Source organism: Pedobacter nutrimenti (assembly GCF_032678445.1).
GTDB lineage: Bacteria > Bacteroidota > Bacteroidia > Sphingobacteriales > Sphingobacteriaceae > Pedobacter > Pedobacter nutrimenti_A.
The window spans coordinates 52,233-64,776 of the sequence record NZ_JAVTSQ010000009.1; the positions used below are offsets into that span (position 1 = coordinate 52,233).

14 protein-coding genes are annotated in these 12,544 nt (G+C 40.1%); 7 read left to right on the forward strand and 7 right to left on the reverse strand.

The features are described 5' to 3' along the window. Window positions 1-25: 25 nt before the first annotated feature. From ftsY to rpmB, 4 genes are all read right to left on the reverse strand, one after another. Entirely contained in the window at window positions 26-988 is a 963-nt protein-coding gene (gene ftsY / locus R2S08_RS16990) for a signal recognition particle-docking protein FtsY (protein ID WP_199082537.1), read from the reverse strand. Window positions 989-1,060: 72 nt separating this feature from the next. Continuing rightward, window positions 1,061-1,228, reverse strand: coding sequence for a DUF4295 domain-containing protein (locus R2S08_RS16995; protein WP_108554932.1), 168 nt, complete (start codon window positions 1,226-1,228; stop codon window positions 1,061-1,063). A 38-nt stretch (window positions 1,229-1,266) separates the two neighbouring features. Continuing rightward, a complete protein-coding gene (rpmG, locus tag R2S08_RS17000) occupies window positions 1,267-1,449 on the reverse strand; it encodes a 50S ribosomal protein L33 (protein WP_008242799.1) in 183 nt (60 codons plus the stop codon). Window positions 1,450-1,488: 39 nt separating this feature from the next. Next, entirely contained in the window at window positions 1,489-1,722 is a 234-nt protein-coding gene (gene rpmB, locus R2S08_RS17005; RefSeq protein ID WP_108554931.1) for a 50S ribosomal protein L28, read from the reverse strand. A 250-nt stretch (window positions 1,723-1,972) separates the two neighbouring features. Between rpmB and acs the strand changes: the two genes are divergently transcribed. Next, the gene (acs, locus tag R2S08_RS17010; protein ID WP_133780278.1) at window positions 1,973-3,868 is read left to right on the forward strand and encodes an acetate--CoA ligase; all 1,896 of its coding nucleotides are present in this window, start codon (window positions 1,973-1,975) and stop codon (window positions 3,866-3,868) included. 54 nt (window positions 3,869-3,922) lie between these two features. Here the strand turns inward: acs and R2S08_RS17015 are convergent, their stop codons facing one another. Next, window positions 3,923-4,609 carry a hypothetical protein gene (locus tag R2S08_RS17015; RefSeq protein ID WP_316836261.1) on the reverse strand — a complete coding sequence of 229 codons (687 nt, stop codon included), beginning with the start codon at window positions 4,607-4,609 and terminating at the stop codon, window positions 3,923-3,925. A gap of 107 nt (window positions 4,610-4,716) precedes the next feature. Between R2S08_RS17015 and R2S08_RS17020 the strand changes: the two genes are divergently transcribed. Then, window positions 4,717-4,902: a CsbD family protein gene (locus tag R2S08_RS17020; RefSeq protein WP_108554509.1), complete on the forward strand. Its 186-nt coding sequence runs from the start codon at window positions 4,717-4,719 to the stop codon at window positions 4,900-4,902. 66 nt (window positions 4,903-4,968) lie between these two features. Here R2S08_RS17020 and R2S08_RS17025 read toward each other — a convergent pair whose 3' ends face one another. Next, complete coding sequence (locus R2S08_RS17025; protein ID WP_316836262.1) at window positions 4,969-7,905, reverse strand: M16 family metallopeptidase; 2,937 nt, start codon at window positions 7,903-7,905, stop codon at window positions 4,969-4,971. 184 nt (window positions 7,906-8,089) lie between these two features. On the opposite strand from R2S08_RS17025, the gene surE reads away from it, so the two are divergent. The 3 genes from surE to lpxB are packed head-to-tail and all read left to right on the forward strand — an operon-like array spanning window position 8,090 to window position 10,234. Next, on the forward strand, window positions 8,090-8,869 hold the full coding sequence (surE, locus tag R2S08_RS17030; protein WP_316836263.1) for a 5'/3'-nucleotidase SurE: 780 nt from the start codon (window positions 8,090-8,092) through the stop codon (window positions 8,867-8,869). Continuing rightward, on the forward strand, window positions 8,862-9,128 hold the full coding sequence (locus R2S08_RS17035) for a stationary phase survival protein SurE (RefSeq protein ID WP_316836264.1): 267 nt from the start codon (window positions 8,862-8,864) through the stop codon (window positions 9,126-9,128). The genes surE and R2S08_RS17035 overlap by 8 nt, the downstream gene beginning before the upstream one ends. Then, complete coding sequence (gene lpxB / locus R2S08_RS17040) at window positions 9,128-10,234, forward strand: lipid-A-disaccharide synthase (protein WP_316836265.1); 1,107 nt, start codon at window positions 9,128-9,130, stop codon at window positions 10,232-10,234. Before R2S08_RS17035 ends, lpxB begins: the two co-directional genes overlap by 1 nt. 134 nt (window positions 10,235-10,368) lie before the next feature. On the opposite strand, the gene R2S08_RS17045 is transcribed toward lpxB, so the two are convergent. Next, the gene (locus tag R2S08_RS17045; protein WP_316836266.1) at window positions 10,369-10,614 is read right to left on the reverse strand and encodes a hypothetical protein; all 246 of its coding nucleotides are present in this window, start codon (window positions 10,612-10,614) and stop codon (window positions 10,369-10,371) included. A 183-nt stretch (window positions 10,615-10,797) separates the two neighbouring features. Between R2S08_RS17045 and R2S08_RS17050 the strand changes: the two genes are divergently transcribed. Next, window positions 10,798-11,367 (forward strand): RNA polymerase sigma factor, encoded by a 570-nt coding sequence (locus R2S08_RS17050; RefSeq protein ID WP_316836267.1) that lies wholly within the window; start codon window positions 10,798-10,800, stop codon window positions 11,365-11,367. 80 nt (window positions 11,368-11,447) lie between these two features. Then, window positions 11,448-12,464, forward strand: coding sequence for a FecR family protein (locus R2S08_RS17055; protein ID WP_316836268.1), 1,017 nt, complete (start codon window positions 11,448-11,450; stop codon window positions 12,462-12,464). Window positions 12,465-12,544 lie beyond the last annotated feature (80 nt).

Below are 12,544 nucleotides of genomic sequence, written 5' to 3' on the forward strand. Positions count from 1 at the left end.
TCAATTTAATATGTATTGCAGATCCTTATTTAAACAAGCTGTCTACAAAAGCTTTTTTGTCGAATAGCTGAAGATCATTTACACCTTCACCTACACCAATATATTTTACAGGGATCTTAAACTGGTCTGAAATGCCAATAACAACGCCGCCTTTAGCTGTTCCATCCAGTTTGGTAATGGCTAAAGCGTTCACATCTGTTGCTTCTGTAAACTGTTTGCATTGCTCAAAAGCATTTTGGCCGGTAGAGCCATCCAGAACCAACAAAATTTCATGTGGTGCATTCGGAATAACCTTCTCCATTACGTTCTTGATTTTCCCAAGTTCATTCATCAAGCCAATCTTATTATGCAAACGACCAGCGGTGTCAATGATCACTACGTCTTCTTTATTCGCAACTGCCGATTGAAGGGTATCAAATGCGACCGAAGCGGGATCTGAACCCATAGCCTGAGCCACTACACGAACACCAACCCGTTCGCCCCAAAGTTTAATCTGTTCGACAGCTGCAGCCCTGAATGTATCTGCTGCGCCAAGTACAACTTTAAGGTTTTCGTTTTTTAATTTGTTTGCCAGTTTGCCAATGGTCGTCGTTTTACCCACACCATTCACACCCACCACCATAATCACATAGGGTTTATGGTCGCCATATTCAAATTTACGGAAATCATTGCTGTTGTTTTCTGCAAGCAAAAGCTGGATTTCATCACGTAATAAATGATTGAGTTCTGATGTAGATAAATATTTGTCCTTTGAAACCCGGTTCTGTACACGTTCGATAATTTTGAGTGTAGTGGAAACACCCACATCGGAGGTTACTAATACTTCTTCAAGGTTATCCAGAACATCATCATCAACCGTTGATTTACCTGCAACAGCTTTGGTGATCTTACTTAAAAAACCTTCTTTAGTTTTCTCTAGTCCCCTGTCCAAAGCCTCTTGAGCTTCAGGAGCAGTTTCCTTTTTCTTAAAAAAATCAAATAAACCCATACGAATGTTTAACAAAACAAAAAAAGCCCTCCCATATTGAAGGGACGGCTCTAATATTATAGAATATTGAGATTACTTACCTTCTTGAGGTGCAGTAATAGCATCTTTAACGTGATCGTTGTGAACAATGATTTCTTTGAAAGAATAAGCACCTGTTTTAGGTGATTTAGTCATTGTAATAACTTTCGAATACTCTTTTCCTTTACCCGTTTTAAGGGTTGCAACTACCTTTTTTGCCATGATCTAAATAGATTGTATTTAGTGAGATACTAAATGTATTACTTAATTTCTTTGTGTACAGTTACTTTTTTCAATACTGGATTGAATTTTTTCAATTCTAATCTTTCAGTAGTGTTCTTACGGTTTTTAGTAGAGATATATCTAGACATACCAGGCATGCCACTAGTTTTATGCTCTGTACACTCTAGAATAACTTGTACTCTGTTACCTTTCTTTGCCATTTTATTATAATTGAAGCCAGTAAAAACCAGCCGAAGTTGTTACAAAAATCCTTTTTTCACGAAGCGGTTGATTGCTTCTGTAATACCAATTTTATTGATGGTTTTAATAGCTGAAGTAGATACTTTCAGTGTAATCCAACGATCTTCCTCAGGAATATAAAATTTCTGAAGTTGTAAGTTGGGATAAAACTTACGCTTAGTTTTAACGTTCGAGTGAGAAACATTAAAACCTGTCATCGCCATTTTTCCGGTTAAATCACAAACTCTAGACATGCCTTTTAATATATATATTGTTAATTATTAGTCGCTTAATTTTTTAAGAGTGTGCAAATATCAGAATAATATTTGTAACCATCAAGCGGGTGTTCGATATTTTTGAAAAATTATTGAGATACCTGTCTGATACCCCGGAGAACGGCTGCAAAAGTACAAAAGAAAATTTAAAATGCCGATCACTTCCGATAACTTTTCAATAAAGTTATATTTGGATTCCAGTAATTGAAAAAAATATAAGAACCACATGATGCAAATTAATTCTTTTGATGAATATCAAAAAGCCTACAAACAAAGTGTTGAACAGCCTGAAGAATTCTGGGCGGGCATAGCAGATACTTTTAAATGGCGAAAGAAATGGGATAAAGTATTGTCCTGGAATTTTTCAGAACCCAATATTAAATGGTTTGAAGGCGGGAAACTAAACATTACAGAAAACTGTCTGGACCGTCACCTGGAGAAGAACGGAGATAAACCCGCTATCATCTGGGAGTCGAACGATCCCGAAAAGGACAGCGTTACTCTCACTTATAAAATATTGCATGAGCAGGTTTGCCGGTTTGCTAACGTGTTGAAAAAGAACCAGGTCAAAAAAGGGGACAGGGTATGTATTTATATGCCGATGGTTCCGGAACTGGCTGTTGCTGTCCTGGCTTGTGCCCGGATAGGCGCTGTGCATTCCGTAGTTTTTGGAGGTTTTTCTGCCAAGTCTATTGCCGACCGCATCAATGATGCCCAATGTAAGCTGGTGATCACTGCCGATGGTGCTTTCAGGGGGGTAAAACAGATCCAATTGAAAGAAGTGATCGATGATGCACTGATCGGTTGTCCAAGTGTGGAGAAAGTGATTGTATTGACACATACCCGTACACCTGTTTCTATGCTGAAAGGAAGAGATCTTTGGTTCGAAGACGAAATCAAACTGGTCGATACCTATTGTCCTGCAGAAGAGATGGATGCAGAAGATATGCTCTTCATTTTATACACCTCTGGCTCTACAGGTAAGCCTAAGGGGGTTGTTCATACCGTTGGAGGTTATATGGTGTATGCGGGTTATACCTTTTCCACTGCGTTTAACTATCAGCCGGATGAAATTTTCTTTTGTACTGCAGATATTGGCTGGATCACTGGTCACTCTTACATTGTTTACGGACCCTTATCACAGGGCGCAACTACACTGATGTTCGAGGGGGTACCAACCTATCCCACACCAGCCAGGTTATGGGAAGTTGTGGATAAGCACAAAGTCAATATTTTATATACTGCACCCACAGCAATCCGTTCTTTGATGGGTTTTGGCAATGAACCTGTAGATGGTGCAGACCTGAGTTCCCTTCGTGTGCTGGGCTCAGTTGGAGAGCCTATCAATGAAGAAGCCTGGCACTGGTTTGATGAGCATGTGGGCAAAAAGAAATGCCCGATCGTAGATACCTGGTGGCAGACAGAAACAGGAGGGCTTATGATCTCACCTATTGCCTTTGTGACGCCAACCAAACCAAGTTATGCTACGCTACCTTTACCTGGCGTACAGCCTGTTCTTGTAGATGAACAAGGTCATATTATTGAAGGCAACGATGTGAGCGGAAATCTATGTATTAAATTTCCATGGCCAGGTATGCTCCGCACCACTTATGGCGATCATGAGCGCTGCAAGCTGACCTATTTTTCTACTTATGAAAACCTGTATTTTACAGGAGATGGATGCTTGAGAGATGCAGACGGTTATTATAAAATTACCGGTAGAGTAGATGATGTGATCAATGTTTCCGGGCACCGGATCGGTACTGCTGAAGTCGAAAATGCGATCAATATGCATGCTGGTGTGGTAGAGAGTGCTGTCGTAGGGTATCCTCACGATGTTAAAGGTCAGGGAATTTATGCCTTTGTGATCTTTCCAAATCCGCATAGTGATGCTGATCTGAGCCGCAAGGATATTTTACAAACGGTAACCCGTGTTATTGGTGCCATAGCCAAACCTGATAAAATTCTGTTTGTGTCCGGATTGCCTAAAACACGTTCAGGAAAAATTATGCGTCGTATTTTAAGAAAAATTGCCGAAGGAGACACCTCTAATCTTGGCGACATCAGTACGTTACAAGATCCTGGTGTAGTTGATGAAATTATCGGAAAAGCCAAGCAATTATAAATAGCTTTAAAGCCCAAGAAAAAACCGTTCGGATAGCCCGAACGGTTTTTTCTATTAATTGTTGTTTGAAATACTGATGTTCAGTTTTTCATCTGGTTTTTTGCCAAAGTGATCTTCATACCAAAGCAGGAGATCCTGGTTTTTAAACTTTACCTTGCTGTTGATGCCCTGGATCAATGTTTTTGTAGACTGTGTCGCGTCTATTCCATTTCGTGCCTGATATAAAGCGTAGTCCACAACCAAATGATCAGTAGGAGTAGGACCTCTGAAACCAAGTAAAGCTCCGTCTTTACCAATGATCTGTGGGCGTGTCACAGAATCAGTCAGGTTTCTGAAGGCATCACTTTCAGGTGCGGCAGTTAGCCTGTAAGCCTTCACTTGTTCATTTTTCAAGTCTTGTACCTTTTTCCATTTGTTCTCATCATTGCCTGTGTAGACATTAATGAAGACGACATCGTTGTATTTTTGAAATCGTTGTTTTAATGCTTTGTAATCTGAATTCCGGTCATCCGGAGGTAGATCCTGATTCCATACATACATATAAACGGTTTTTCCAGAGAAGGATTTTCCGAGAGTTTCCTGGTGATCGGCTCTGTCAAGTAAACTGAGCTTAGACAAATTCAAGTCCTTGTGGTCATCATAGTGTTTAGCAACGGACTTTCCCAGACTTTTTATAATCATTGTACAAGAGTTGTTGAACAGCAGTACAGGAAGCAACAGCAAATAGTAGAATTGTTTCATTTGATTGTTTTTTAGTAAGACGATCGGAAGGGCAAGATAGTTGCAAGGCCAAACAATTTTATTTTTAAGGTGTTGTTTCTATAGTTTAAACATTAAAAACACCTACTATGGATAAGTTAGAATTGCAAGGAAAATGGAATGAGATTAAAGGTAAGGTTAAGCAAGCTTATGCAGATCTTACAGAAGATGATCTCAAACACGAAGAGGGAAAGGATGATGAGTTGTTGGGGAAACTTCAGCAAAAAACAGGCAAGACCCGTGATGAAGTGGTCACTTGGTTAAAATCACTGTAGAAATTGTCTTCATAAAAAAAGGCCCGGAGCAATTCTCCGGGCCTTTTTTAAGTTATGAAATAGGAATTAATATCCGAAAATTTGTTCTAAGCTCAATTTGGTTACCGGACCAAACTTTTGCAGATCATCCATTTTTACATTTTTTTCAGAAGCCACAATGCAATAATTATAAGCTTTTCCAGATACATGTGCAGCATGAAAATCTTTCATGTCAGACAATTTCAAGGGTTTAATCGTATTGTAGAGATCTATCCTGGAATCATGGTCGAAGCCTAGTTTCTTATCCGAAAAATAAGCAGCAAGGATACCATCCTTAACAATACGTTCCGTCTGAATAGCATTCACAGAATTGCTTTTTGCACCCTCAAAAGATTTTTCGTTCTCCGGTAGCGCGGTTAAAAGTTCGTTCATCCCTTTAACTGCATCATTCATCTTATCTGCCTGACTGCCTACGTAAGCAATCATTGCATATTCTTTATCCTTTTTATCCGGAGCAGAATAGAAGGCATAAGTAGAATAGGCCAGGGCCTTAGACTCTCTGATGGTTTGGAATACAATGGAACCCATACCACCACCAAAATAATTATTGAATAAATTGATTTTACCAGCCAGATCCGGATTGTACATTCCATCGTTCCTAACCCATCTGATCTCAGATTGCACCATGTCATAATCAGCAAAAAGTACCTGGTTCTTATTCGTTGAAGTATAGTCAAATTTAACTGCAGGTGCTTCCGGGGTGAATGCTGAAGGCAGGTGATGTAGTTTAGCTATGTCAGCAGTAAAAGTACCCAGCGTTTCCGGTCCAAAATAGGTAATGGTATGTTTGTAATTGCTGAGGTTATGCAGGATATTGACCAATTCTTCAGCTGTCATCTTATTCACCTCATCATTGCTCAATACATTATTCAATGGATTTTTAGCACCATATTGTGCATAAGTAACCAATCCGCTTAAGATGGCCGCTTTGTTCAGCTTTGTATTTTGTCTGCCTTTTAAGATCGTGCTTTTTAATTCTGTAAGCGCTTTTTCGTTTGGTTTACAAACTTCGAAAATATGCTCTGTAAGACTTACCGCCTTATCAAAATTTTCCTGCAAACCGCTAATACTTACGGTTACAATCTCATTGCCTACATTCATGCTGTAGTTACAGGCAATATTGTAAAACTGTTTGCTGATCTCCTCTGCTGTATATTTGTCTGTAGCCAGGAAGTTCAGGTACTGAGCCGCATACGGCAGTAATTTATTATTATAAGCACCCAAATCAAAACGATAGGTCAGGTGAAAAATACTGTTGTCTTTGTTCTCTACTGAAACGACATCAGCGATTCCTACTTTACCAAAATTCAGGTCTTTACTATAATCCAGGAATTTAGGTTCAATCGGTTTCACAGGTGCTTCCAGGATACTTTTGGTAAATGCTGAAATGGCATTTGCATTCGGATTAATAGGGGTAATTGCAGGCTTCTCTACTTTAACAATGTTCTTATCCACACCTTTGTGTTTATAGCCCACCACATAATTGTCTTTAAAGAAGGTATTGGCGAAATCCACGATTTGTTTTTTGGTAACCTTGGCCATTTCATCCGGTCCGTCTAGAGACTTGTCCCATTTGCTTGCCCGGTTCAGGATAAATTCATTCGTAGTTGTCTCTACACGGAAAGCATTTTGATCAAATTGTTGCAATAGCGCTAATTTACTGTTGGCCACTGTAGCCTTGATCAGCGATTCATCAAAACCTCCTTTTTTCAGAATGTCAATTTGCTCCATCACCAGTTTTTTTACCTCTTCCAGCGATTGCCCTTGCTTAGGCTGGGCCGTTAAATAAAAGATACCGTAATCCTTCATTTGCTGATAGCCAGCACCTGCCTTCAGTACTTTCTGCTGTTTGTTCAGGTTGATATCGATCAAACCTGCCTTGCCATTAGAAAGTATGCTTGAAATCAGGTCCAGCAGGAGGCTTTGCCTGGTGTTTTCGGCATAACCGCGATAAAAGATCTGCATGTTTTCAGCACTTGGGCCATACACATCCAGTGTCTGAATTTTGGTTAGCGGTTTTTCTGGCGCAGGATTGTATAATTCTACAGGTTTTGGCTGCATATAAGCAAAAGCTTTGTCTACCTTTTTAATCATTTCATCCGGGGTGAAATCACCAGCTAAAACCACCGCCATATTGTTTGGTACATAATATTTGTGGTAATATTTTTTAATCTCGACAAGGGATGGATTTTTCAAATGCTCTACCAAACCTATAGTGGTCTGCTGGCCGTAATTGTGTGTAGGAAACAGCAAACTGGACATACCCTCGTACATTTTGTTGCCATCATTATCCAGACCACGGTTTTTTTCTTCGTATACCGCTTCGAGTTCCGTATGGAAAATGCGGAAAATCGGGTTGCGGAAACGTTCTGCCTGTAAGGCCAGGAACTTATCTACGGCATTAGAAGGAAAGTCTTCCTGGTACACGGTTTCCTCTACAGAAGTATGGGCATTGGAAGACTGACCGCCCAGGCCCTGGATCATTTTATCATATTCATTGGCGATAGAAATATTAGAGGCTTCGCCCGAAGTTTTGTCAATTTGTTTATAGATCTCCTTACGTTTTGCCTGATCTGTCGTTTTGTTGTATTGTTCGTAAAGCGCATCAATCTTATCTAAATAAGGCTTTTCTTTTGCATAATCTGTTGTTCCAAACTTATCGGTACCTTTAAAGAGCAGGTGCTCCAGGTAATGTGCCAGGCCGGTATTGGTGCGGGGGTCTGTATTACTTCCGGCACGCACCGCCATGCGGAATTCGATGCTAGGCTCCTTTGTATTCTGAGAAAGAATTACAGTTAATCCGTTTTTAAGCGTGTAAAAACGAGATTTAGAAGGATCATTGGTCACATACTTATAAGTATAGCCACCAGAGGATGCGGTTTTCCACTGATAGGCAGATTGAGCCATTACGGCCGCTCCGGTGAGCAGAAAACCAGCAATCAGTAATAGTTTGTTTTTAATCATATCAAGTTTTTTTAATCATGAGCTTGTTAGCCTACATAAGATGCATTTTTGCTGTTTATGTTACGATCAAAGATAAGTGGAACCCGCATAATATTGGTAGCTGAATTCAGGATAATCCTGATTAATCTGTTTAATTCTTGTATTTTTGTAGGATTAAAATTTAATCCATTAAACAGCAATACAGATGAAAACACAACATTCAAGACCAAATATTTTAGTCGTTAACGACGATGGGATCACCGCTCCGGGTATCAAAAACTTAATAGAGGTGGTACAGGAACTGGGTAATGTAGTTGTGGTTGCGCCGGATGGCCCTCAATCTGGAATGGGACATGCCATCACCATAGGTAAGCCTCTTCGTTTTGACAAAGTAGAACTGTATGAAGGTGTTGAAATGTATAAATGTTCGGGAACACCGGTTGATTGTGTGAAACTGGCAGTGAATAAGATTTTCAAAGGAAAGAAGCCGGATCTTTGTGTTTCAGGTATCAATCATGGATTGAACAATTCCATTAATGTGATTTATTCAGGTACGATGTCCGCAGCAGTAGAAGGAGCTATCGAGCAAATTCCATCTATAGGTTTTTCCTTAGACGACTATGCTCAGGAAGCGGATTTTAGCCATTGCAAGAAATTTATTAAAGTAATTTGTGAACAGGTGCTGGAGCATGGTCTTCCCCCTGCAACCTTGCTAAATGTCAACTTTCCGAATGGTGCAGACATCAAAGGTATTAAGATATGCAGGCAGGCCAATGCCAAATGGGCCGAAGAATTTGACGAAAGAAAGGATCCTTACCAAAGACCTTACTATTGGCTGACCGGTGTGTTTCAGAACAATGATAAAGGAGAGGATACCGATGTATGGGCACTGGACCATGGTTATACTTCCGTTGTACCAGTTCAGTTTGACCTGACCGCCCACCATGCCATTCCAGTTTTAAATTCATGGACATTTGATGTTTAGGCAAATCAAAGATACCGTGCTTACGGGATTTGGGATTGGTATTCTGGCTCCTGGTCTGCTGATTGGAATAGCCTGGTATATTATGCATGTGGTGTCCTATCTGGCTAAAGCTGATCTTTTACTGATCTGCTGCATTGGCGTAAACGCCCTGCTACTCAAATATTTTTTTAAACAAAACAAAGAAAACACAGGCCGCGGCGTATTGAGCGCCACTTTTATCTGGGCCCTGGCTTTCTTTGTGTATAAAGTTCGCCAGTAATGCGGTATTATCTTGTAGCAGGAGAAGCTTCCGGCGACCTTCATGGGGCCAATCTGATGAAAGCCTTGAAAAAGAATGACGCTGAAGCATCCTTCAGGTATTTTGGCGGAGATAAAATGCAGGCCGAGGGGGGGCATCTGGTAAAGCATTATGCAGAAATGGCTTTTATGGGCTTTGCTGAGGTGGTTTTAAATCTGCGTACCATTTTTAAGAACCTCAAAACTTGTAAAGAAGATATTCTGGGGGATCACCCGGACGCTCTGATTCTGATCGATTTCCCTGGCTTTAACCTCAAGATTGCTGAATTTGCAAAAGCAAATGGCATCCGGGTATTTTACTACATTTCTCCGAAGGTCTGGGCCTGGAACCAAAAAAGGGTATTAAAGATCAAACAGATTGTTGACCGGCTTTTCTGTATCCTGCCTTTTGAAGTGGATTTTTACAGAGAATGGGGAATGGAGGTGGATTACGTAGGAAATCCTTTATTGGATGAGAAAGCAAATTTTACGCCTAACCCAGCCTTTAAGGAAATCCATCAAATTGGAGAAGAAAAGGTGATTGCTTTATTGCCTGGAAGCAGAAAACAGGAAATAGAACGTTTGCTTCCGGTTATGCTTAGCTTAACTGAACGGTTTGCTGATTGCCATTTCGTTGTGGCCGCAGCACCGTCTTTTACAGAAGAATATTATGGGCAGTTCACAGGTACAAAAAAGGTTAGCCTGGTCTTTAACCAGACTTACGACCTGTTGCAGGTGGCAAGTGCCGCAGTTGTGGCTTCTGGTACAGCGACTTTAGAAACAGCCCTGTTTAGGGTCCCTCAGGTGGTTGTATATAAAGGTAATCCTTTATCTATTGCGATTGCCAGAATGGTGGTTAAGATCCGCTTCATTTCATTGGTAAACCTGATTATGAACCGAAAGGTAGTTGAAGAACTGATCCAGGAAGACTGTAATACAGAACAGATTTTTAAGGATCTGCAGCCTTTGCTTGATGGTAACCAGAGGGAAAGAATGCTGCAGGATTATGAAGAACTGGCGCTGAAAATGGGTTTGCCTGGTGCTTCTGAAAGGACAGCGAAACTTATTATTGAAGATTTGGAACGTTAAGCTTCCCGATTTTTTCTTTTTAAAAAAAATAGATTTTATGGCCTCTCTGGACCTTACAGGCCCTGAGGTTCGGCCATTAAAATCTATTTTTTCCGGGCGCAGACCTGGTTAGCTGGTTATTCATAGCGCTTATATTAATTCCTTTGCCACTTTGTTATTTTAAGGATTTTGTCCTTGTTGATCTTTATTCTGGTACGGATTAAGTAGATGCTGAAAATGACATAGGCACAAAATGGAGAGAACATTAGTGCCATCATAAGATAGTGGTCACATTGAATACTAATGGCTCCAAATAGCATCATCAGGAAGCTAATGTGCCATCCATTGATGAGTAACAAATTTCTTTGTTTTGCATTCAGCATATTTTTTAACGGGATCATTGTTGGTTGGTTTGGTGATATGAATATATTAATTTCTTTTTAATAAATATGTGATGAAACTAAATTGCCTGTGATTTTCTCTGTTGTTACCCGAGCACTCTAAAAGCTGATGTCAGAATCCCTCTTAATTTAACATTAGGCTAATATTGCTTCTTTAACTTTGCTGGAAATACTGAAACCGGCATGTATTCTGAACTTACAGATGAAGCGTTAACGAATCTTTTGAAATCAGATGATCCACTGGCTTTAGAAACTCTTTTTGATCGTTACTACAAAACACTCTGCCAGTTTTGTGCAGTATATACAAAGGATTATACTGTTGCAGAAGAAATTATAGCAGACATTTTTATCAGATTGTGGGACAACAGGAAAGAAAGTGATATTCTTAAAATTAAAAATTACCTGTTTGTATCTGCCAGAAACCAGTCCATCAATTATAAGGAAAAGAAGAAGGATCCTGTAGATCTGGTAGAGAATTTCGATTTGGAACAACATTTATTTACGGATAAGGAAACCCCCTTTCGCATCCTTTTGGGCAGAGAATCTTATCAAAGAATCTTGTTGACTATTGATCAGTTGCCCCTTCGGCAGCGGGAGGTGTTGTTAATGAGCCGGTTTGAGCATTTTGATAAACAGAAAATTGCTGAGATTCTCGGAATTTCAGTTAGAACTGTGGAAACTACGCTCTATCAATCCATTAAGCAACTTCGGGAGCTGTTGAAAAACTCCAGTTATTTTAATTCTGGCAGTTAATGATTTGTTAACCTAAGCTTAATCTGTTTGGCTACGTATCGGTGTTGCAAAATCTGTCTTTATGGGTGTAGACAGATGAAATGGAAGAACAGAGTTACCGCCTAATTGTAGAATATTTTGAGAAAACCATCAGTGATGAGGGGTTAACCCAGTTGCAGGAATGGATAGAGGAGAGTCCGGAGCATCTGGAACAGTTCAGTGAAACCATAGAAATTCTGGAAGCATCCCGGGTTTATTTTAGAAACCGGGATAATGCCATTCAAACCTGGGCAAGGGTACAGGCACATATTGATCAGGAAGAAAAGCCTGTAATACATGCAAAGAGAAAGACTCGTTGGCTGGCTTACGCTGCGGTGGCGCTGTTGATGAGTACATTTGGTTTGGTCTTGTTTTTTCATAAAATAACAGTACCTGTTGATTACGCAGAACTCAGTAATCCCAACGGCCAGCATTCCAGAATTCTGTTACCAGACAGTTCGGTGGTGTATTTGAGTGGTGGCAGTAAAATCCGCTATGAAAAAGCGTTTCTTGGAACAAAACGTATGGTCTATCTGGATGGTGAGGCGTTTTTTGATGTCGTACACCAGTCCAGAAGACCATTTGTGGTGAAAAGCGGAGAAATTACCACCGTTGTACTGGGTACTTCTTTTAACGTAAAAGCCTATGCTTCGGAAAATAAAGTAGCTGTAACCGTTCGAACCGGTAAAGTTGGAGTAATGGCATCAGTAGCTGGTAAGACCCAGCTGGTGAGGTATCTCCTTCCCGACGAACAGCTTAAAATTAATACAAATAATGGTTTATATACTTTCAATAAGGTTGATGCTGCCGAAGTAAGCGGATGGATCAACAATCATTTTGTTTTTTATAACACGCCTCTAAAGGAGATCGCCGTGTCGCTGGAACACCGTTATGGTGTGAAAATAGAGTTTACCGATCCTGACTTAGGAGAGAGCAGACTTACAGCTAAATTCAAAAATTTCCCATTAAAACAAGTCATGGAAGACCTGACAACACTCTCTGGTTTATCTTTTACGCAAAAGGACAATCATGTTTTTATTTCCAATAACGATCAAAAAGGAGGGAAGATTATGAAATAGAATTTACCAGGATTTAGTGTAAAATAGCCCGGGAGTTGCTGGTAACAACCCCAGGCTGTAAGTTGATTTAAACTCATTTA

Bases quoted from the DNA above. Each gene is read 5' to 3' on its own strand.
- ftsY (WP_199082537.1), bottom strand. From the start codon at position 988: ATGGGTTTATTTGATTTTTTTAAGAAAAAGGAAACTGCTCCTGAAGCT.
- R2S08_RS16995 (WP_108554932.1), bottom strand. From the start codon at position 1,228: ATGGCAAAAAAGGTAGTTGCAACCCTTAAAACGGGTAAAGGAAAAGAG.
- rpmG (WP_008242799.1), bottom strand. From the start codon at position 1,449: ATGGCAAAGAAAGGTAACAGAGTACAAGTTATTCTAGAGTGTACAGAG.
- rpmB (WP_108554931.1), bottom strand. From the start codon at position 1,722: ATGTCTAGAGTTTGTGATTTAACCGGAAAAATGGCGATGACAGGTTTT.
- acs (WP_133780278.1), top strand. From the start codon at position 1,973: ATGCAAATTAATTCTTTTGATGAATATCAAAAAGCCTACAAACAAAGT.
- R2S08_RS17015 (WP_316836261.1), bottom strand. From the start codon at position 4,609: ATGAAACAATTCTACTATTTGCTGTTGCTTCCTGTACTGCTGTTCAAC.
- R2S08_RS17020 (WP_108554509.1), top strand. From the start codon at position 4,717: ATGGATAAGTTAGAATTGCAAGGAAAATGGAATGAGATTAAAGGTAAG.
- R2S08_RS17025 (WP_316836262.1), bottom strand. From the start codon at position 7,905: ATGATTAAAAACAAACTATTACTGATTGCTGGTTTTCTGCTCACCGGA.
- surE (WP_316836263.1), top strand. From the start codon at position 8,090: ATGAAAACACAACATTCAAGACCAAATATTTTAGTCGTTAACGACGAT.
- R2S08_RS17035 (WP_316836264.1), top strand. From the start codon at position 8,862: ATGTTTAGGCAAATCAAAGATACCGTGCTTACGGGATTTGGGATTGGT.
- lpxB (WP_316836265.1), top strand. From the start codon at position 9,128: ATGCGGTATTATCTTGTAGCAGGAGAAGCTTCCGGCGACCTTCATGGG.
- R2S08_RS17045 (WP_316836266.1), bottom strand. From the start codon at position 10,614: ATGATCCCGTTAAAAAATATGCTGAATGCAAAACAAAGAAATTTGTTA.
- R2S08_RS17050 (WP_316836267.1), top strand. From the start codon at position 10,798: ATGTATTCTGAACTTACAGATGAAGCGTTAACGAATCTTTTGAAATCA.
- R2S08_RS17055 (WP_316836268.1), top strand. From the start codon at position 11,448: ATGGAAGAACAGAGTTACCGCCTAATTGTAGAATATTTTGAGAAAACC.